We start from the raw sequence: 22,165 nt of genomic DNA on the forward strand, positions 1-22,165 counted from the left end.
ATTCAACCACTTTTGAAACCTTTGTTCCCTCCCAGAGAGCCTTCTCATCAGCCGTCTAGAACTGCGAGTGCGTTTGGATTGAACATTGGCTCTGACCTTGCTATATCGGTCACGAGTGTTTTGAATCTGTTTACCACTCCAAGATTTACCGTTGGAAGTGGTAGCAATATCTCTTCTACCCAAATCAACCCCAATTACTTTAGGCGTATGAGGTGTGGGGTCGGTTGGCAAGTCAACACAGATATTGATGTAGTAGTCACCGCGTTTTGTTTTGTTGAGTGTAGCAGCAGTGGGAGATTGCCCACGCAGCAAAGCCAACTGGTAGTTACCAATACTCAACTTGAACCGCTTACGACCACACATCAAGGTAACGCCAACAGATTGCAGTTCCTCAATATATTGAAAAGTCCGAATATCCAAGTTAATAGATGTCGGACTGAATTTGTGAGCCACTTGCCGTCTTGGCGGTTCCCGCCGATGGCAAAGTGGCGAACCCGAAGGGTGAACTTGCTTAACTGCCTTGGCGTTACCAATTACACGACGAATTGCTTGACAAACATGGTTTGCCTTCAACCCGGTAGCTTCCCTAACTGGTTTGTATACCAAGTGGTGCAACTTAGTTGTGTTCCAGCATTTCTCTCGTTTTGCAACCTCGTATATCTGATTGCAAGCATCAGCAAAACCTACCAAGGTGCGGTCTATTTCACTCCGCAACTCAGTAGGTACTTGAAGCTTGCATTTTACAGATATTGTTTGCATTTGAGATGGGTAACACTTCATCCCAGTATAGCACAATTCCACGGAACCGCGCATGTTCTCGTGTTGTGTTTCCTCCCATACCTAAAGGCTATGGGTTTCCACACTTCCCGCGAGGTTTTATGATAAATAACACAACCACGGGATGAAAATATGACTCCTCCTACACCTCTATACCCTTACACTCCCACACCCATTTTCAAGACAAATATATAAAGCCTTGATTCAATCTGAAACTCTAGAACTACTCGAATGGCATCGCCTCTGCCAGCATCTATCCACCTTTGCGGCTACAAAACTTGGGGCGATCGCAACGCGTGATTTGACGCCACCTGACTCTCAAGTTGAGAGTGAGTATTTGTTGACACAAACCAAAGAAGTCTATGAACTCGAAAGTCGCCTGACTACAGGACTTTCGTTTGACGGAATTCAAGACATTGGTGATTCACTCGAAAGGGCAGAACTACAAGGAGTTCTAGCAGGTGATGAACTGCTGGCTATTGCTACCACGCTGGCGGGAAGTAGAAATCTACGTCGTATCATTGATAACCAACCAGATTTACCCATTCTCATCAAATTAGTTGCTGATTTAAGAACTTATCCAGAACTAGAGCAGGAAATTCATCGTTGTATTGAGGAACGAGGACAAGTCAGCGATCGCGCTAGCCAAAAACTTGCCGATATCCGTACAGATTTGCGGAGATTACGTAACCAGATCACACAAAAATTACAAAATATTATACAAGTAAAGTCAAATGCAGTTCAGGAACAGCTAATTACTCAACGAGGCGATCGCTATGTCATTCCTGTAAAAGCACCCCAAAAAGATGCGATTCCCGGCATAGTTCACGATACCTCTGCTAGCGGGGCAACGCTATATGTAGAGCCAAATTCTATTGTTCCCTTGGGTAATCAACTGCGGCAGTTAGTCAGAAGAGAACAGGCGGAAGAAGAAGCGATTCGTCGTACTTTAACTCAACAAGTAGCAGAGGTAAAACCTGATTTAGAAAAATTACTCGCGATCGCCACCACTTTAGATTTGGCAACTGCTAAGGCGCGTTATAGTTTCTGGCTACAAGCCAACCCACCCCGTTTTATCAATCGCCAAGAAAATGAGTACATCACCCTGCGGCAATTACGTCATCCGTTGTTAGTGTGGCAACAACAACATGAACAAGGATCAGCAGTAATACCTGTAGATTTACTGGTTCAGCCAGAAATTAAAGTAGTAACCATTACCGGACCAAATACAGGTGGGAAAACAGTCACTTTAAAAACCTTGGGTTTGGCAGCCTTAATGGCAAAAGTCGGTTTATTTGTTCCTGCCCGTGAACCAGTAGAATTACCTTGGTTTGACCAGGTATTAGCCGATATTGGCGACGAACAATCACTACAACAGAATCTTTCTACTTTTTCTGGGCATATTCGCCGTATTAGCCGAATTTTGGGAGCAGTGAATGAGGACATGGGGGACATGGGGGACAGGGAAGAAACTGCTTCCTTGTCTTCCGACTCTCCCTTGTTTCCCCAATCCCTGATCCTTCTCGATGAAGTTGGTGCAGGTACAGATCCTGCTGAAGGTAGTGCCTTAGCGATCGCCTTGTTACGTTATCTGGCAGATCATGCACAATTGACTATGGCAACTACTCACTTTGGCGAACTCAAAGCGTTGAAATACCAAGATGAACGATTTGAAAATGCCTCAGTAGAGTTTGATGAAGCTACCCTTTCGCCTACTTACCGTCTATTGTGGGGAATTCCTGGACGTTCTAACGCTTTGGCAATTGCTCAACGCTTGGGGTTAAAAGCGGAAGTTGTGGAACAGGCGAAAACGAATCTGGGAGGCTCAACAGATGAAGTTAACCAGGTAATTGCTGGATTAGAAGCGCAACGTCGGCGTCAAGAAACCAAAGCAGCACAAGCACAAGATTTGTTGCAGCAAGCCGAACGTTTATACAAAGAAGTCTCAGCCAAAGCCGCAAATTTACAGGAAAGAGAACAAGCTTTGCGTGCTTCTCAAGAAGTCGCAGTTCAGCAGGCGATCGCTCAAGCGAAAAGCGAAATTGCTCAAGTAATTCGCCGCTTGCAGCAAGGTACACCCACCGCCCAAGATGCCCAGCAAGCCACAAAGGCTTTGCATCAAATCGCCGAAAAATTTATACCCCAACCACCACCAAAACCGAAACAAGGATACATTCCTAAAGAAGGCGATCGCATCCGTATTCCCAAATTAGGACAAACAGCAGAAGTCTTGACAGCACCCGATGATGATGGTGAGTTAACCGTCCGGTTTGGGATTATGAAAATGACAGTCAAGCTCGAAGATGTGGAATCTCTGGATGGTAAAAAAGCTGAACCAATAGTGAAAGCCAAACCAGCGCCAGCAGCAATACCAGTTACTCCAACCCAACCAGCTCCAGCAATTCGCACATCCAAAAATACAGTAGATATACGCGGACGTAGGGTTGCAGATGCGGAACTTATTTTAGACAAAGCAATTTCGGAAGCAACAGGGCCGATCTGGATTATTCACGGACACGGCACTGGTAAACTGCGTCAAGGTGTTCACGCCTTTTTGCAACAACACCCTAGAGTTAGTCGTTACGAAGCAGCAGAACAATCCGATGGTGGTACTGGTGTAACTGTTGCGTATGTAGACTGAGATACTTAAGACAATATTTGTATAAGTTAATCCAAGCATTTGTGTAGAGACACAATTCATTGTGTCTCTAATTTTGATCACAGTTTAGAATATTAATTGTTTAAGTAAAGATTGATGAAAAATTAAACAAGTAACAGCAAAAACAAAAGTATGCTAATTCTTTAACCAAATGATTTACAAGAAACATCAAAAATTCTTAATTATTCCGTAAACAAAACAATAAACTTTCTCAAAAACTGCTTGTTGAAATATGGCTGATAATGTGTTCTTTGGTTGTGAAGTAAAGTAGCTGAATAAACAACTAACCATTAACCAGGAGAAAATATCTATCTAAAGGAAGATTTATTTATTTTGTATAAAGCATCATTTTAAGCAAAAAGTATAGTTAAATTCAAGGTTGGTGCAATTAGCAGACAAGACGCAATAAATAGTGCTTGTAATTTTTATAAAATCGGTTTTCGTCATAGAGTAAGACAAAGACCGCAGCTGTTTACCCAACCATCTCAGTTATAGAAAACGCCCAGCAGCTTGCTGTAGGCTAATTTCTGTTCATAGCTTTAGGAAACTAATCTTCTTTCGTAAAAGTCTGGTTTCAAAATGGGTAACAGCAACAGCCCCTACCAGCCCGATCATCTATGCTAAAAGTTATGCACTCTGCCGCCAATTTACCCACTCCTACTCCCCAGTGGGAGGATTTAATTAAGCTTCCAGCCCCGAATACAACTCAATGGGAAAACATTAAAACCCAATTAGATTTGGTGCTGTTGGCATTAGAAACATTGACTGGCATTGGCTCCGAGGCCATGCTTTCAGCGGCTATTAATCTGAATTTAGAGTCAAGAGTGCCAGACCGTGTAGCGCTGTGGCGGCTACGCCAGTCTAACCCGCTACGCAAAGGTCAAGGAGGGCGAAAAAAGCTCGATGTTGAAGAAGCGCGAGCGCTTGTTCTCATTATTTGTTATCTTGCCAAGCAGCATCAAGAATTGATTCGGCGTGCTGTTGGCTTGTTAGAACAGATGGCGGAAAACAACCGCGAACCTCATCAAGCTGCTTTGTTAGGAGATTATATTGATGCTTTCTGCAACACTTACCAAGAACGGATGGAGGAAGACTCGACAATCTCCACGGATGAACTTACCCACCTGGCTTTAAAACTGCTGATAGATTTACTTTTTTATAGCGGACCCGGTGGACATCGCCGTCTCTGGCTAGCACTTATAGACCGTTCAACTAAATTTTGAAAATATCCTGCTTGCAGTTCTTGCCATGCCTCTAACAAATTCTGTCATCCGTCGGTACACACCACCCACTTGCACGCTAGAAGTCTTGGCGCAAAGCTCATCTCTATCTCGTTGGGTGGGAAAATCTGTTCTGAAGGATCTACGCTTTGAGTTAAGCTTTGACGATCCACGACTAAGCGAAGAACAGAAGATCATTATTCGGGGCGATCGCGACCAACTAGAAGCTTTGTGTGCAGCAGTAACAAACTATGTGCAGGAATTCCTTCAAATGTCCCCTGAAAGTTTTTGGGCAAACTTTTCAGATTTAGAGGACTCAAGCAAAGCATTAGATCAAGAGCAATCAGATCAATTAGCATCACAAGAACAATTACAACCTTCCGTTTCTACTCAAACATTAAATTCTTTTAATAATCAGCTACCAGAAACCGAAATACACATCAAACCAAACAGCCGTTTAACCCATAATTTGTTTCTCGGTTCTTTAGGATACCAAGCATCTCAGCCTGTTGTTCAACTGAATTTGCTACAGTTATTTGATTTGGCAACAGCCTTAGATCAATACTCTGATGATTTGCTTGCCCTACCTAGTCTTTATCAAAACAGATCGCGTTTTGCTATTCCTGGTTGGGTGCCTGCGGTAGCAGTATTGGTGTTAGCTATTGGTTTAGTACCCTTTACCTATCAATATGCTATTCAGAGTAAGCAAAAAACCAATACTAGCAAAGATAAACTTGCCTTAGAACCATCACCCCTACCGGAGCTGGCAACACCTGCACCTGCACTCACTCCTACCGATCAACTGCCTGCCCTACCCTTCGATTCTAAGAATTTATCTGTACCTGGTTCAACCTTACTACCACCAAACCAAACTTCTCCTCAAACCCAGGGGTTTCCAACTGCGCCCCTAATATCTAATGGGCCTTCTCAAGCTGTTTCCCCTTCAGCTTCTACAACATCTCCTACAACCACCTTCTCCTCGCCTTCTCCAGGGAAAAACGTATTCACCACACGCCCAATAGCAAAACTTCCCGCGCCACTGACATTAACACAACCGCAGCAAGTTAATATTCAACCCAAACCCAATTCCTCACAACCCAATAGCACCGCCCTGAATGCGAAAAATGGAGTTGTTGCCCAAAATGGGGAAATTTCATTAAATTCACCCACTACAGCCACAAGCTTACCTTCGACTCTTCCTATTGTTCCACCACCGATTGCTACCGCACCCAATAGGCGTGGTAGCAGTAGTCAACAAAATCAATCATCAACAACTACCTCCTCGGTTGATGCAGAAGATACTTCGACATTAATCCAGAGATTGCGCCAAGACCGTAATTCCAACAAAGTTGCTACAGGAAACAGCAGCACTGTATTTGACGCAACTGCTCAATTGTCAGAAGCTAAACAATATTTAACAAAGCGCTGGCAGCCACCTTCTGGCTTGAACCAAACACTAGAGTATAGTTTGATGGTGGGTGTTGATGGCACTATAGAACGTATCCTTCCTTTAGGAAAAGCTTCAAGAATATATATTGATCGCACAGGAATGCCTTTAATTGGTGAACGTTTTATTTCTCCCAATCGCAATGGACAATCTGTGATCATTAGAGCCGTTTACAGTCCTGATGGCAAAGTACAAACTTTTTCAGAAAGGGATTAATTGATCTTGTTGCTTGTGTGCCAGTTGCCAAAGTGCGACAAATAAAATAAAGGTAAAAGGGTAAAGAGAAAAGGTTAAAGGATAAAGATAATGTCCTTTCTCTTTGCCCTTTACTCTTTAACTATTAACAGCATTTGAGTCCAGTTATCAAACTGTCTTTTGAAGATATTTCCATCACAATATCTATCAATACAATAACGATCAATTCGTATTGTCTCAGATAGGGAATATGCATACACCAGCACCACAACAAAAAGAGAGTGCAGCTTGGATTTTTCAAACATGGGCTGCTTTTCTACTTTCTCTTTCCATGACTACTGTCGGTATTGTCAACTTACCCGTAGATAACTGGGTGAAAGGTTTTATGGGTATGGGTATGGCTTTTTCAATAGGTTCTACTTTCTCTTTAGCAAAAACTATGAGGGATTTACATGAATCTAGAAGGCTGACAGCGAGGATAGATGAAGCAAAGGTAGAAAGATTACTTTCTCAACATGATAATTTGATGAAGTGAGCGATCGCTCTATAGATCCCAGCTTAATAATCAAAACTTAAACCAAAAGGTTGTATAAATCAATCTTAATATTAGGTGCAGTATAGTTTGTAGTGAGGACTTTAGTCCTCAAAATCAGGACTAAAGCCATTACTTAACCTACACACCTACACCTAAAAAATCTATCCTGCAACTTTGACTGCTGTCATACTTTTCAGTTTGCTTAACCAGTCTTTCACAAAACCTTTTAACTTCAATTCTGTGTGATGTTGCCACTCAAACAAAGGAGCGAAACCTAAAGACAATGCAAAAATCCGCAGTTGCAACACAGGCGAATCACCCAATTGTTTCAACAAGCTAACAAGTTCTGCTCTTTCTTGTTGATTAAAAATAGGCAGAAAACAATAGGCTGAGTGTATAATTGCCATCTTGCGTCTTTGCTGATCTAACACTTTCGTATCCCAGCCTCGCCGTTGAAAAGCAGGCAAAAAACTCTCTTCAAAAATCCGAATATATCCTTTCAACTGCAAATGTTTACGCTTGGAACGTGTTTTCTTCACATCAGTCCAAACTCGATATTTTGCTAATATTTCATCTGCATAAACATTTCCGTAGCCAGCATCGGCAATTCTGACAGATAAATCATAATCTTCAACATATTCAGGCCCATTTTCGTAATATCTTAATTCTTGCAGTGCCTTGGTTCTAAACATGATGATGTTCGCTGCTACTCTATAACCAGTAACTGCTGCCATTAGTGCGTCATCTGAATTTTGAAACTCTTTTTTTCTGACAACTCGTCCTATGGAATGATGATTTCCATACTCATCCATTTCTTGGATAGCAGTATGAGCATAACCAGCTTCTGGATATTTTTGTAGTAGCGAAACTAATTTCTCCACATAATTTGGCATTAAAGCATCATCTGAATCTAGACGTACGATAAAGTCAGTTTTTGGCTGGCTCATTAACCAAGAATTATTACCAGCAATACCCATGTTTTTAGGTTGCTGATAGTAATGCACTTGCGGAAACTGCTGACACAACTGTTCCATCACTTGGGGTGTTTCGTCGGTACTGTGATCGTCGGAAACCCATACTTCTACGTTTGGATAAGTTTGGCGACAAGCACTAGTTACGGACTCAATCAAGTATTGGGCTTGATTATAAGTGGGAATACATATGGCAACTGAGGGAATATTTAGCATTGGAGTCATATCAAGTCTGGTCATATAACTGGAAATGGTTTTTGTGTTGTGTTACTCCCAAGAGCGGTAACAGAATTAAGCAATTACCAACTACGTTTGATATCCTAATTGCAGAGATAAAATTTGTTGTGTCACTATAATTCTCTGGGTGCAAAGCGTTATTACTTTACCCTGGTGACAAAAACTCAACTGTAGTGTAAACCTTCATTCTTGCAAGTAAATAAGTGCCACTTATCCAAAGTGACTTTCAATATTACTCAAGTCACTTTTAATGAATAAATGTTTCCAAGAATTGTACAAAGTGAGGATTTACCCTCAATTTTTGGCAAACTCTATAACTTTTCGATTTAGTAATATTTGGATAAGTGTTAACACACTTATTCATCCAGCTTAACTAAACTATTGGCGAAAAATTGATGGTTAACCTAGTACATTTGCAGCAATGGAAGGTAAGTATAGAATAAATTTCTATGTTGCTGTGTGGAATCTCTCTCCAGCAAGATAGAAGAGAATAGAATTCTTATCACTTTTTACAACTACAGACAGAAGCATTTAAAGCCATTTACTCAGGGTGGAGTCAAACCACCAGGAATCCTCACAGCATGGACACTCTGAAGCACTAGCTCATATTCGATGAAAAGACTACCCCCTAGCAATACTTGCTGGATGCGTGCCAGGAAGATTGAATTTGTTGAACCTAGCTTAAACATAAGAGCGTCCTCTGAGTTTTCATTTCAGAGTTGTGCTAGTATCTGCACATACCCACTGTTTCACAATTTATATTCTTTAGTGAAGCATTAATTAAAAATGTTAAAGCAATAAAATCTAAAACAGCACTAGAAATCAAGCAAGTTCATAAAAAAATCATATTTTTACATAAAATCTTTATTAAAAAATCATGAAGCACAAGATCAAAAAACTAAAAATGTGAATAATCTTATTTAATTTAAAAAATAAAAAGGCTGGATTTCCAGCCATCTCCTTTATGATTGTTTCGGAACCAGTTGTATTTAATAACGGGATTTTTTTGGTTTTAATTTTTGCTTTTTGCGTCGTCGCTCAGAAGCTGCAACTGCACCTTCTACAGGATAACCTACTACAGGTATGACTTGATATTTACGTTCTTCTTCCAAACGTTTGATTTCGGTGTAATCAACCCAATGGATACAATCAACTGGACAAGTATCTATTGCCTCTTGAATGATTTCTTCTGAATCACCATCTTGACGCATGACACGCGATCGCCCATAATCTGGTTCTATATAGAAAGTGTTACGGGCAACAAAGGCGCAGTGCTTGCAGCCAATACAAGTGATTTCATCAACATACACACCCTTTTGGCGTAGGATACCCCCTAACTCCGGCTCTAAGCCAGAGCGTTCTGGAGCGTCCCGCAAAAAGCCGCCTAATTCTGGTTCTAGTCCAGACCGGTTATCTTCCTGTTCTTCCAGCGACGGCAAAAAATCAGACATTACGCACTCCAGCGTTGCACTACCAGACGAATTGAACCATCTTCATTTTTTTGTTGTTCAGCGACTTGAAAGCCTGCCTTTACTGTCTCTTTCACGACTGCTTGATAAGCATAGCGCTGTGTTACTTGGCGCAGGAATCCTTCTACAGATAAGTCTTGTTGCCAATATTGCAAATCAGCTACCAATTCGTATTCTTTGCCATTCCATTTGAAACCAACATCGTAACCATTTTCTTGCTCGATAGTAATCTCAGCACTGTGAGTTTGACCACGATAGCCACGCACTTGACGCGGGCCTTGCTTCCAGTCTATACCCAAGTCAGAGAGAGCATCTTGCAAAGACTCAAGGTTACGGATTTGGGTTTTAATTTGGCTAAAGTGTGACATGGTGGTTATGAATCGACTAAGCTAAATGTTTATGTTTGCAAATTTACCAACCGCTATGAGTGGTTTGTGTGTTCACCACTCCAGATTGCTGCACCTTGGCGGCAAAGAATTCTGAGGTTGGCTCTTGACTAAGCACTTGTCCCAGCTGTGCTTCTATAGCCGCTGTCACTTCGGCGCAGGAATTACCTACAATACCTGTGACTTTCTCCTGTACCCGACCATCTGGATAAATGATGAATTCTAATGTCTCCATGCTTTTGGTCTAACCACAAATAGTACGCTTGGATTGTACTGCTCTAGCAAATGGCTAAAAATGTAGCTTTAGGGAACAGCATTTTTCCTTAGCCACAAAATTACCTATTTGTTAACTAATGTTCCATCTCTCAAAATATATATCTCAGAAAATTTACAAAAGTTATTAATCTTATTAGTTAACACATCTATTACATGTAAGTTTCTCTTAACCTAATCGAGAAGTCAAGCTCAAAATTTAACTCTCAACAAATTTGTTAAAAACGGCGAAACCATAACAATGGCTAGCTTAGACAGTAATATCTGTCAGAAAATAATGATTTTTATTGAAAAAATCTATCATTATGATGAATTTTGCAAGATGAGAAGCGATTCTCCAAAGGAGACGCTACGCGAACGCACTTTATTTGTGCTTAAAAAACTCCTACGCCTAAAACCACTGATTCCACGCCAGGTATGCTTTGAGCTTCTTTGTAGGGAAAATCTGTATCTAAAAAATAAAAAATCGATCTGCCAAGCCAACAACCCAGCATAATAAATCAAGATAAAATCTCTCGCCACTAGCCAAAAGCCACAGTCACAAGACTTAGAACTAAGGCTGAATGCGAAAGCTAATTTTTAACTGAGCTAATTAACCATGCATACAGAACAAATAATAGGTTCTACCAATTTTGCTCCAGCGATACGTATCGGAGTACTGGGTTTTGGCGGATTAGGACAAGCTGCGGCGAAAGTTCTAGCACCGAAACAAGAAATGATATTAGTAGCAGCAGCAGATAACAAAGGTTATGCTTATGCTACCGAGGGTTTAAATGCCGAAAAGTGCATCACCACATATCAATCTCAAGGTTCCCTTGGTTATTTAGAACCATTTGGTACATTAACCAATCGTAGTATTCAGGATTTAATCGAAAGTAATCAGCCTGTAGATGGTTATTTTTTGGCTTTACCAAACTTACCTAATGACTTTATCGCTACTGTCGCCAAGCAATTTATTGATTCTGGTTGGCGTGGGGTATTAGTAGATGCGATTAAACGCACCAGTGCAGTAGAACAGTTACTAACCTTGAAAGCAGAACTACAAACCGCAGGTATTACCTACATGACAGGATGCGGGGCGACACCAGGACTATTAACAGCAGCAGCAGCGATCGCAGCCCAAAGTTATGCTGAAATTCATCGCGTAGAAATTACTTTTGGGGTGGGGATTGCAAATTGGGAAGCTTACCGCGCCACTATCCGCGAAGATATTGCCCATATGCCTGGTTACAATGTAGAAACAGCAAGGGCGATGACAGATGCAGAAGTAGAAGCACTTTTGGATAAAACTAATGGTGTGTTGACACTAGAAAATATGGAACACGCCGACGATGTGATGTTAGAGTTAGCAGGAATTTGTGCGCGCGATCGCGTTACTGTTGGTGGTGTTGTCGATACCAGAAATCCCAAAAAGCCCCTCAGCACTAACGTCAAAATCACAGGTCGCACTTTTGAAGGTAAGATTTCCACCCACACCTTTACATTAGGAGATGAAACCAGCATGGCTGCAAACGTGTGTGGGCCAGCTTTCGGCTATCTCAAAGCAGGAATAAACCTACATCAACGCGGTATCCACGGAATATTCACCGCCGCCGAAATTATGCCCCAATTTGTGAGATAAGTTTGTAGTAAGCACTTCAGTGCTTAAATTTAGAGGGCTAAAGCCCTCACTACAAACCTTCACATTTATTTAATTTATTACAGTAGCGCCTTGCTTCTTCCTCTAACCTTCTAATTTCGCTTTCCCAGCGCTGAAGTTTGCTCCATCGCTCTGTTAATTGATATTCTGTAGGTTTTGGATAAGGTTTCGTACCTGGGTTAGGATAAATTTTCCTCTTTTCTAGCCATTGACGACAATAGTATTGCCAAAGAAATACATGATCGTGTCTATCACCACCAAGACAACGAATTTGCTTAACGGATAGTTGATGTTGACCGAAAAGTATTTGTTGATTTTTCGAGTTATTGGGAAATAAGCGAGTTTCACTACCTTTTCCACGAAAGAACTCTACTACAAACCAATCACCAAAATCGAAAATACAAATTTCTGTTGGGTCGCTACCATCATCTTTCAAGATATCAACATCTCGTTTTATCTCATTTCCTATAGTATTGAATGTTCTTTGGGGAAGTAAAATGCGGATATCCTCAAAGCGATCACTATAAAAACTCCAAAATTTACTACGACGTGATAGTTGATTTACCTCAAAGTCCTCTAATTGAAGTCTTTGCAAAATCAAATTTACTAAACTTTGAAAATCAGCGTAATTAACTGCTCCTATCCACCCTCTGAGTTTTTGTCTTGCTTGTTCTGAGAGTCTATGGGTTTTTTCAGCGTTACTATAATTTTCTTTAACCCATGCAATTAATGGTGAAAACTTACTCGCTACTTCCTTAGATACGTAAATTAACAAATAATTCACGGCGTTTACTTGATGCTCAGATAACGACATTTCATTTAAGCATCGTAATAGCCAGTTTACCTGTTGCTGATTTGGATTAGTGAGAGAACAAAAATAGGGAACTATATCCTCAACAAAGTTTTTAAATGCTGCAATCCACACAGGTAAATCATGATTAATTTCTGTAATTAATTCACTGGGAGTGAAATTGAGTTCACAAGCTATTCTGCTGATTTCTATTCCTGTATTAGTAGTACTAAGTGATCGAAGTATTTTTACAGTTAGTATTTCTTTGATATTTTCAATACTCAAAAATACATGAAAAGAGTCTACAAAAGAAGATGCTAGATTATTTTGATTTTGGTCATGATAATAAAGAGCTAAACGCCACAATAATTGACTTTGTAGCCATGAATTATGAGCAGCGTATTTCCAGATGAGTACTGAAGTTTTTGTAGTATTTAAAGGATTTTTACTATCCCATTCTGATTTACGACCAATACAATGAATCCATTCAATTTTACTGATATTTTCTTCTTCTCCTTCTTGAACTTGTTTCAATATTTCATCAATAGTCTTCACAGAAATTTCTACTTTGGGTAATTGAGTAGTAAATTCCAGTAATTTTTTGGGTTGGAGATAGACAGAAAGAGAATCGATAGGAGGCGCAGAAAATTTATCATTCATTTATTTTTATCCTGAGATTTATTGATAAATGATTTCTTGACTAATTCATCACTACGAAATTGTAAACGGAATAGTACTTTACGGTCAGCAGGATTATCACGAGTTCTATCAGCTTCAATTTCTCCTCTTCCTGCGGCTAATATTTTCTGACTCAAAGATGCTTTAGTGGAAAAATTCAGATCATAAAATATGAACTTATATACAGATGAAGCTCTCAGGACACTCAATTCCATATTCGTTTTATTATCTCCTTCAGAACTCGTGTGACCTTCAATCACTACACGAGAAATTTCGTTTTCGATTTCTGGTTTGGAGAAAATAACTCGACTATACACCGGAACAAATCTACGGAGAAAATCTTTTCCTTGTGATTTAAGTTCTGTACTACCTTGAGCAAAGAGAATTGATTCCTGAATACTAATATCTCCAGTTTCAGGATTAACCTTAACGTTAATATTATTGTTTTTCATTTCTCCAATGACATTTCCAATCACTACCCGTTTTGGTTCGTCAATTTGAGCAAGAGCAGTAATAAAGAGAAGCACAAAGAACATTAGCAATCCAGACATTAAATCACCGATAGAAAGATATGTACTTGCATCATCATCTTCGGTATTCTCTGTTTCAGAATTCCATATAAAGTTTTGCATTTTAATGATTCCCGTTGAATTGGTTACGGTGATCAGTAGCTCTGACTAGAACATCAGCAGAATGATATAAGTTTTGACAAACTTGAGCTAATGCAGTATCTGCTTCTTTGAAAAAATGAGTCTGTGTTTGTTCAAAATGATTTTTCCAAGCATTTAATGAACTTTCAAAACTTTCAGATAATTCTCGATACTGACTTTGTATATCTTTAACTTGAGTTCCAATTTCACGAGCAATTTCTTGTAATTGTAGTAGTCGTTGATTTGAATTAATTCCTACAGTATTTGCAAGTTTGCTCACTTCTTGAGTAGTATCACTGACTAAGTTCATATCTTTTTGAAATTGGTCAGATAATTCTCTTCTACGCTGATATTCTTCTTTAAAAACATTATTGAGATGATTTACCACTCCTGATAAACCATCTCTCTGTTCTCCTAGTGTTTCTTCTAGAAGATTATTTTGCTCTTCAAAAAAGTTATGCAAATTTGCTTGATATTGTTCACGGAATGCTGTTAAATTTTCCTCAATCGTATGATGACAGGCGATAAGTTTATGATCAATATTTCCCAAAGTCACAAGTAAGTTCTCTTTGGCTCTATTCATCAGAGAAGATGCTTCATTTCCAGTAGTTTGTAATTCCTGCTGAAAAGACCTATGAGCCTGAGAAAGAATATTAATCATTCCAGTACGGGTAGCTTGTAGCATCTGTTGTTCAACTTCTGCTCGTTGTTGCAAAGCTTGTTCCAACTCTTCTCTAATTCCTCTAAATGTTGCGGCTGCATTTTCAGCACTTTCTTGAAATGCGGTTCTTTGTGCGGTCATTCCTTCTATACTGTGATCAAGTGCGCGATTTATTTCTACTGCTGTTTGTTCAAAAAAGTTGTGTAGATGTGCTTGATACTCTTCACGAAATGATGTTAAACCTTGCTGAACTGTCTGATTACAAGCACTAAGTGTGTGATCAATATTTCCTAAAGTATCAAGTAAGTTATCTCTAGCACCATTCATCAAAGAAGATGCTTGATTTCCAGTCGTTTCTAAAACACTATTTTGCTCACGAAAAGCAGTATGAGCTTGAGAAAGAATATTAATCATTCCAGTGCGGGTAACTTGTAGCATTTCTTGTTCAACTTCTGCTCGGTGTCGCAAAGCTTCTTCTAACTCTTCTCTAATTCCTCTAAATGTTGCGGCTGCATTTTCAGCACTTTCTTGAAATGCGGCTCTTTGTGCTGTCATTCCTTCAATACTTTGATTAACCGCACGATTTATTTCTACTGCTGTTTGTCCTAAAACACCTCTTGTCTCTGTTTGAAATTGACTGAGAGTGTGACTTAAGTCGTTAGTAAACTCTTTAAGTTGCGTCAATGTTTGTTGCTGAAAATTCTGAATTGTAGTGATAGATGTTCCTAAATCTCGATGAAGAGTAAGAACTGATTCAGATGCTTTCTCTGTTAAATCTGCACTTTTATCAAGCCTAACTACTATTGGTTCTAATACCTGAATTCGTAAATCTTGAATTAGGTTCTCTAAAACTCTCTGTCCTTGATTTTCCTGTAATTCTCTTGTCTGACGCTGCTCTTGGTGTATAGCTCTCAGTCCCGGTAAAAGAATTGTTCGTATTTGCTGACCAATTGCTTCTCCAATTAATTCTGCACTTGGTGGTTGTAGCCCAGATAAGTTTTTAGCAACACGATTTAAATTATTAACAACCGCTTGCAGACTATTTGCTTCTTGATCTGCTGCTATTTCTTGAGTAGTTATCTCATCTAATTTTTCACGCAGCCCGTCACGTTGATTTTGTTTTATAGAATCGGTGGCGAATAAAATTAGGGTAAAAATACTACCAGAACCAAGTCCCATTAATGATGTAGAAAAAGCTGTTTTCATACCTGCAATTAATTGTTTAATAGCAGGCATTAACTGTTCAATACTTCTAGTATCAAAATTTACATCTTGTAGCCCTTGTTGAATACCATAAAATGTTCCCAAAACACCAATAGCGGTACAAAGAGTAGTGACAAAACGAAGAGAACTACGCGGTACAGGACTAGATAAAATGGCTGGATATGTAATCAGGAAATATTTGTTATTTCTGCGTTGAATTTTATCCAGTTCATAAGTTCCTAAATGCTTTTTTAACCAATCACGGATATCCTCTTTAGGATTTGAATTTTTACCCTTTAGCCGCCATTGCTCTAAAATATTAATAGCAGTTTGAGTTGTGCGAAACTTCAAACAATAACGAAACACGCTATATAACTCAACACAAATTGCGAATATTAATACTATGGCTGTTGCGTAGTGAAAAAGAGTATTATCCCAAATGATGTCCCAAATTTTGAGTATTTCCATATAGCCCCTCTTTTAATTTATATTTATTGATATTTAGTAAATTTACGTAATTCTTGCTCTGTGAGAAATTCTTTCGCTACTCTCACAGGAAGGTGTTCTGCATATAAGCGATCGCCTACTTTCTCCCGTAGTTGCAAACTGTAAATTTCCTCACCTACCTGATTAGATTCAACTGAATCCTTAACTAGATAAACTTGTTCAGGAGCATGTTCTCTTAATAACCGCACCTGCAAGCAAGTTTTTAAATCTCGTGTTGAAGTAGAGAGAGGAGAATCATCACCAAATAATTCCCGTATAGCTTTCCAAGCATGATTAACTGCAACAATCTCTCTCACCAACTGTTCAACAGATGTTTGGAAAAGATGTTCAATTTTATCCATCGGTATGTAATGTTAATGCTTTATCGCCGATGGTTTTATTGTTCCCGTAAAAGTATTGAATATAGCTTTAAAGTTAAATAAAAGAATTATAAAATTTTTATATCATTCACATAGTTGAGCGTAGTTTACCAAAGCATTTCAAATATTCAAAAAATCCCGCCTACGATTAAAATCGCAGTCTCATAGCTAAAATCTGCTTAAGCAGACCGTTTGATTGATATAAAGTGTCGAATACTTCAAAAGACAACCTAATCCCCAATCCCTGATCCCCGATTTCCAATCCCCAATCCCTCTTCTTCTTCATCCAAAATCAATCCAGGTGTTTGCACCACAAACGGTAAATCAGCGCCTAATATACCCCGCTTGATCCGTTCTAATGTCTCTGGGAAAACGACAAACAGAGGATATATAGTATTTGTCCCCTCGCTTAAAATATGTTGGTAGCGGGAGGACATTAACCATTCATAGTCTTGATCCAGCCAAATTTGTGTTTGTCGCCAACGTCCTAAAAAATCAGAAAAATCTTCATGGGGACGATGAATAAAGACAAGAATTTCGCTTCCTGTTTTAATTTTCCATTCAGGATCACACATCAAAACTGCGACATCACAGGGTAGAGAAATAGTTTTACCTGTGGTTGTTGCTTCCCCACGCAAACGCACAATTGGCAAAGGTATAGTGATGATGCTTTCGTCTGGACGACGTAGGCTAGGAATCATTTCTAAGTATGGACGATGTTGCTTGAGTAAAGCGATCGCACCAATATGATTACTGTATTCCGCTAAACTAGTTTCATAATATGATTTTTTGATAAACATGATTAAAATTATGAATTTTAAATTATTATTTAAACTTTTTAATTAAGGATGAAAAAATAATTTTATCTTTCATCCTTTATCCTGATTTTTTGATTACCCCAGCTTTTCAAACACTTTAAATAAAGGCAAATACATCGACATCAAAATAGTACCAACCATTCCTCCTAAAACGACAATCATAATTGGTTCTAAAACACTGGTGAGTGCTTTGACTGCTTGCTCTACTTCATCTTCGTAAAAATCAGCTATTTTCATTAACATGCCATCTAATTCACCAGTTTCTTCACCAATGCTAATCATTTGAATCGCCATAGGCGGAAAAACTTGCTCTTTTTGTAAGGCGATGCTAATCATTCCTCCTTGTTGAATTTCTGCCCGCGCTCCATCAATCGCATTTGAAACAACTTGATTACCAGAAGTATCTCGCACAATTTCTAGAGAAGTCAGAATTGGTACACCTGAACGAGTCAAAGCACCAAAAGTACGACTAAAACGAGCAACAGATGACTTTTGAATTAAGTCACCAAACAACGGCATTTTTAGGGAAAGACGATCAATTGTTTCCTTCCCAATACGGGTTTTATAGTATTGTTTGTAAGCAAATGCTATTGCCATTAAAGATCCAACAAACACAAAAATTCGCCAACTCCGCAGAACTTCACTACAAAACATCATAAATTGAGTTAACGGAGGTAATTCTGTTCCTAATTCATCAAAAATTTTGGCAAATATAGGAATTAGAAAAACCGTCATCCCCACAAAAATAGAGACTGCAATAATACTAACTGCTACTGGATAAGCAAGCGCTGATTTAATTTGGTTTTGTAAACGAGCCACATCTTCTAATAACTTGGCTAATCGATTTAAGACTTCGTCTAGCACACCACCAACTTCACCAGCCTGAATCATGCTGACATATAATCCATCGAAACAATCAGGATGCTTACGCATTGCATCCGAAAGATTTATCCCATTTTGGACATCATTACTAATATCCACAAGAGATTGTTTAAGTTTAGGATTACTACATTGCTCAGACAGTACTCCCAAACTTCTAACAATAGCTACTCCTGCATTCACCAAAGCCGCAAATTGACGAGAAAAAACAGCTTTATCCTTAACTGAAACCTTGACTAATGAAGTCTGAAATTTTTTCAGATCAAAATTTCCCAAACCTTCAGATTTTTTTAATTCTTGGACAACAAATCCTTGCTGTCTAAGTCTTGTACGTGCTTCTGCCAAATTTTTCGCAAATAATTTTTCTGTTTTTGATTTCCCTTGCGAATCCCGAACACGAGCAACGAATGCAGGCATGAATTTCCTCTATCCGTATGAAAGTTAATAATTTAGTTGTTAGTTGCTTGTTTAAGAAATACTGGAAAAATCCAGATAACAAAATTTTTAATGTGCTTTTACAGTTCCAGCAGTAGCGACTTTTCCAGCAGCAGGTGATGCAGCAGGGCCAATAAGACGTTGCACTTCATCTGGCTTAGAAGTTTTAGACATTGCTGCTTCAAAAGAGATAGTTCCTGCTTTATATAAATCAGCTAAAACCTTCTCCAGAGTTTGCATACCTAATTTGCCGCCAGTTTGAATAGCCGAATAAATTTGTGCTGTTTTGCCTTCACGAATCAAGTTAGAAATAGCCGGAGTTATGATCATTATTTCCTGTGCCATCACCCGACCAAATTCACCAGGTTTAGGATTCTTTTTAGGAACTAAAGTTTGGCTAAATACTGCTACTAGCGAGTTAGATAACTGTACTCTGACCTGGGTTTGCTTTTCATGGGGGAAAACGTCAATAATTCTGTCAACAGTCTGCGCTGCTGAACTAGTGTGTAAAGTACCAAATACTAAATGCCCAGTTTCAGCAGCAGAAATTGCTAAAGAAATAGTTTCTAAATCCCGCATTTCTCCCACAAGAATAATATCTGGATCTTCCCGCAAAGCAGCTTTTAAAGCATTGGCAAAACTTTTTGTATCTTCGCCCAATTGTCTTTGGTGGACAAGACTTTTGATTGGTTCATAAACAAACTCTATCGGATCTTCAACTGTCAAAATATGTTCTGCTCGTGTGCGGTTGATTAAATCAATCATCGCCGCTAGTGTCGTTGTTTTTCCAGAACCAGTTGGACCTGTAACTAGAATTAATCCTCTAGGTTTATCCGACATTTCTCTTACTACATCGGGCAAACCTAATTTATCAAAGTTAGGAATTTTAGAACTTAATGCTCGCAAACAAGCTGCATAAGAACCGCGTTCTTTATAGACATTGACACGGAAACGTGCTAACCCCTTGACACCATAAGAACAATCTAACTCCCAGTTTTGTTCTAATGTTTTTCGTTGGGAGTTATTGAGCATACTAAAAATTAATCTTTGGCATTGATCGCCAGATAAAGGCTCTTCTCCAATGGGCGTCAGTTTACCACTGATACGAAAATATGGTGGCAAACCAGCAGATAAATGCATATCCGAACCACCCATTTCAATCATTTGCTCCATTAAATCTTCAATCATCATTTCCATATTTTTTCCCTTTGTTGTTTGTTATTTGTTAGTGGCTTGAAAATGACCAATAACTGATACTTATTTGAGGGTAGAGAGCAAGCAAATTCCACACATTGGAGTCAATCCAAAATCGAATGACTAATCCTGAAAACGAGGCGTCAAACAATATGGACAATCCAACCATTCAGGCTGTAACCCAGCATTACAAGTCCTACAGGTAAGACTAGTTTTGCGTTTAGCTTTTAATTCCGCTTCTAAACCTGTGTCAGTAAAGGTGACTCGTTCTACTTCTTCTAGGGTGGTTGAACCTTGACGTACTAAGTCCAAGCTGTACGCCAGTAGGGTTTTCATACCCTCTTCTACTGCTACTTCTTTGATGCGTTCTGTCGGTGCTTCTTCGTTAATGAGGGTTTGCAAATTTTCGCTGATTCGCATGACCTCATAGACGCCACAACGTCCTTTGTAGCCTACGCCATTACAGGTTGGACATAAATGACCTTGAGTTTTGGCTTCTTGAAATTGGTCTGCGGTCAGAGTATTAGCTTTATAAAAGGTTATTCCTACTTCCTGGGAAGCTGACAAACCATAGCGAGCAAGTTCTTCTACTGTGGGTGTGTAGGGAATGCGACAGTCAGCACAAACACGCCGTACCAAACGCTGTGCTAAAACGCCGATCAGCGAACTGGAAATCATGAAAGGCTCAATACCCATTTCCCCTAAACGAGCGATCGCACCAGGGGCGTCATTAGTATGTAAAGTCGTCAATACCAAGTGACCAGTTAATGCTGCTTCAATCGCCGTTTTTGCTGTTTCCTTATCCCTTGTTTCACCCACCAGCAGCACATCTGGATCTTGCCGCAAAAATGCCCGTAATGCAGTGGCAAAATCTAACCCTTTTTCCCGAATCACCTGTACTTGAGTAATTCCCGCCAAGCTGTACTCAATTGGATCTTCTACAGTACTGATATTGATTCCTGGCTCGTTTCTTTCTGCTAGTGCCGAATATAGTGAAGTTGTCTTACCAGAACCTGTTGGTCCAGTTACTAAAATTAACCCAAAAGGACGACTAACCATTTCCTGGACAATCTGTAGCGTCTCTGGATCGGTAATTAACTTATCCAAACCTAGTTGAGTTGCAGAGTTATCCAAAATTCGCAGTACAACTTTTTCCCCGTAGCGACTAGGTAGGGTATTAACACGGAAGTCTACCTTACGTCCCTCGAACAATCGCCTAATCCGTCCGTCTTGGGGTAAGCGTCGTTCTGCAATATCTAAACTGGCGATAATCTTAAACCGCGCAGTCACAGCAGGAATAATTTTTTTTGGCAAAGGGTCGAAAGCTTCCCGTAACACCCCATCTTTACGAAAGCGAATACGTAAGTTTTCTTCTTGGGGTTCTATGTGAATATCAGATACTTTCTCATGCAATGCTTTTGCCAAAATTCTGTTAACCAGACTGATCACAGGAGCATCTTCAGCACCTTTCATCGCTGCTCCCAAGTCAGCTTCGGATTCTTCTGGAGCTTCGTCTAGGTTGAGGTTGTCTAGATTTTCTAAATCTTGATTAATGTCTGTATATTTTTCTTGCTCTAAATGCTTTTGTCGAACAGCTAAATCATCGAGGTATACATTGATCAACAATTGGTAGTCTTCTTGGGTAATGACCATGCGCTGCAAAGCCAGACCTTGGGGACGCAAAACCCGATTTAAGTCATCCGAAGCTTCTAGATTATCTGGATCGACCATCGCCACCAAAACAGAGGGTGGGTTTTGATCCTCGTTTTTCGACAGTGGCACTAAGCGGTGACGACGACAAATATCAATTGGGATGAGACTATCAATCAGATGGGCTACTGTTGTGTTGCCTACTGAACTAATTTCCGGATCGAGGGATTCTACGCCGTAAAGTATTTTAAGTTCAAATAGCTGTTGTTTTTTATACTGTCTCAGTAACTCTGGTGATAATTGCCGCCCCGATATTGATTCGAGTACTTCTGTTAAAGGGATACCAGACTTGCGGCTTTCAATCAGCGCTTGTCTCATCTGTTCGCTATTAACAAAGCCAGATTGCACAAGTTTGTTGCCGAAGGGCGAAAATTCTACTCTGGTAGACAGAGCTGTACTACGCCGTTGTGGTGACGAGTTAGTCATAAATCAGCTATTGAGGGAATCTCTGAATAGAGTATTCCCAAGCTCTG

18 protein-coding genes are annotated in these 22,165 nt (G+C 39.6%); 5 read left to right on the forward strand and 13 right to left on the reverse strand.

Features of this window, described 5'->3' with window-relative positions; translation table 11 throughout:
- Nucleotides 1-759 (reverse strand): transposase (locus tag ACE1AT_RS09975; protein WP_374867789.1); only part of this gene is annotated, 759 nt, incomplete at its 3' end.
- Between the two features lie 217 nt (nt 760-976).
- Between ACE1AT_RS09975 and ACE1AT_RS09980 the strand changes: the two genes are divergently transcribed.
- The 4 genes from ACE1AT_RS09980 (at nt 977) to ACE1AT_RS09995 (ending at nt 6,833) form a co-directional block, all read left to right on the forward strand.
- Nucleotides 977-3,418 carry an endonuclease MutS2 gene (locus ACE1AT_RS09980; protein ID WP_374867791.1) on the forward strand — a complete coding sequence of 814 codons (2,442 nt, stop codon included), beginning with the start codon at nt 977-979 and terminating at the stop codon, nt 3,416-3,418.
- A 635-nt stretch (nt 3,419-4,053) separates the two neighbouring features.
- Complete coding sequence (locus ACE1AT_RS09985; RefSeq protein WP_016859562.1) at nt 4,054-4,659, forward strand: DUF3038 domain-containing protein; 606 nt, start codon at nt 4,054-4,056, stop codon at nt 4,657-4,659.
- A gap of 25 nt (nt 4,660-4,684) precedes the next feature.
- Nucleotides 4,685-6,319: a DUF4335 domain-containing protein gene (locus ACE1AT_RS09990; protein WP_374867793.1), complete on the forward strand. Its 1,635-nt coding sequence runs from the start codon at nt 4,685-4,687 to the stop codon at nt 6,317-6,319.
- Nucleotides 6,320-6,548: 229 nt separating this feature from the next.
- Complete coding sequence (locus tag ACE1AT_RS09995) at nt 6,549-6,833, forward strand: YiaA/YiaB family inner membrane protein (protein WP_374867795.1); 285 nt, start codon at nt 6,549-6,551, stop codon at nt 6,831-6,833.
- A 161-nt stretch (nt 6,834-6,994) separates the two neighbouring features.
- Here ACE1AT_RS09995 and ACE1AT_RS10000 read toward each other — a convergent pair whose 3' ends face one another.
- From ACE1AT_RS10000 to ACE1AT_RS10015, 4 genes are all read right to left on the reverse strand, one after another.
- Nucleotides 6,995-8,029, reverse strand: a complete 1,035-nt coding sequence (locus ACE1AT_RS10000) for a glycosyltransferase (RefSeq protein WP_374867797.1) — start codon at nt 8,027-8,029, stop codon at nt 6,995-6,997.
- 1,001 nt (nt 8,030-9,030) lie between these two features.
- Nucleotides 9,031-9,492 (reverse strand): ferredoxin, encoded by a 462-nt coding sequence (locus ACE1AT_RS10005; protein WP_374867798.1) that lies wholly within the window; start codon nt 9,490-9,492, stop codon nt 9,031-9,033.
- Complete coding sequence (locus ACE1AT_RS10010; protein ID WP_374867799.1) at nt 9,492-9,878, reverse strand: DUF1257 domain-containing protein; 387 nt, start codon at nt 9,876-9,878, stop codon at nt 9,492-9,494. The genes ACE1AT_RS10005 and ACE1AT_RS10010 overlap by 1 nt, the downstream gene beginning before the upstream one ends.
- 43 nt (nt 9,879-9,921) lie before the next feature.
- Nucleotides 9,922-10,131, reverse strand: coding sequence for a DUF2997 domain-containing protein (locus ACE1AT_RS10015; RefSeq protein ID WP_026722307.1), 210 nt, complete (start codon nt 10,129-10,131; stop codon nt 9,922-9,924).
- 636 nt (nt 10,132-10,767) lie between these two features.
- Between ACE1AT_RS10015 and ACE1AT_RS10020 the strand changes: the two genes are divergently transcribed.
- On the forward strand, nt 10,768-11,790 hold the full coding sequence (locus ACE1AT_RS10020) for a saccharopine dehydrogenase-like oxidoreductase (protein WP_374867801.1): 1,023 nt from the start codon (nt 10,768-10,770) through the stop codon (nt 11,788-11,790).
- Nucleotides 11,791-11,839: 49 nt separating this feature from the next.
- Here ACE1AT_RS10020 and ACE1AT_RS10025 read toward each other — a convergent pair whose 3' ends face one another.
- From ACE1AT_RS10025 to ACE1AT_RS10060, 8 genes are all read right to left on the reverse strand, one after another.
- Entirely contained in the window at nt 11,840-13,258 is a 1,419-nt protein-coding gene (locus ACE1AT_RS10025; protein ID WP_374867803.1) for an EH signature domain-containing protein, read from the reverse strand.
- On the reverse strand, nt 13,255-13,908 hold the full coding sequence (locus tag ACE1AT_RS10030) for a flagellar motor protein MotB (RefSeq protein WP_374867805.1): 654 nt from the start codon (nt 13,906-13,908) through the stop codon (nt 13,255-13,257). The genes ACE1AT_RS10025 and ACE1AT_RS10030 overlap by 4 nt, the downstream gene beginning before the upstream one ends.
- Before the next feature lies 1 nt (nt 13,909).
- Nucleotides 13,910-16,258, reverse strand: a complete 2,349-nt coding sequence (locus tag ACE1AT_RS10035) for a hypothetical protein (protein WP_374867807.1) — start codon at nt 16,256-16,258, stop codon at nt 13,910-13,912.
- Between the two features lie 23 nt (nt 16,259-16,281).
- Nucleotides 16,282-16,638 (reverse strand): hypothetical protein, encoded by a 357-nt coding sequence (locus ACE1AT_RS10040; protein WP_374867809.1) that lies wholly within the window; start codon nt 16,636-16,638, stop codon nt 16,282-16,284.
- Nucleotides 16,639-16,886: 248 nt separating this feature from the next.
- Nucleotides 16,887-17,456, reverse strand: a complete 570-nt coding sequence (locus ACE1AT_RS10045; RefSeq protein WP_374867811.1) for a hypothetical protein — start codon at nt 17,454-17,456, stop codon at nt 16,887-16,889.
- A gap of 93 nt (nt 17,457-17,549) precedes the next feature.
- Nucleotides 17,550-18,770: a type II secretion system F family protein gene (locus ACE1AT_RS10050; protein WP_374867813.1), complete on the reverse strand. Its 1,221-nt coding sequence runs from the start codon at nt 18,768-18,770 to the stop codon at nt 17,550-17,552.
- Between the two features lie 87 nt (nt 18,771-18,857).
- Complete coding sequence (locus ACE1AT_RS10055) at nt 18,858-19,985, reverse strand: type IV pilus twitching motility protein PilT (RefSeq protein ID WP_374867815.1); 1,128 nt, start codon at nt 19,983-19,985, stop codon at nt 18,858-18,860.
- A gap of 120 nt (nt 19,986-20,105) precedes the next feature.
- Nucleotides 20,106-22,118, reverse strand: a complete 2,013-nt coding sequence (locus ACE1AT_RS10060) for a GspE/PulE family protein (protein ID WP_374867817.1) — start codon at nt 22,116-22,118, stop codon at nt 20,106-20,108.
- Nucleotides 22,119-22,165 lie beyond the last annotated feature (47 nt).

The sequence above is a fragment of the Pelatocladus sp. BLCC-F211 genome, assembly GCF_041928655.1.
Lineage (GTDB): Bacteria > Cyanobacteriota > Cyanobacteriia > Cyanobacteriales > Nostocaceae > Pelatocladus.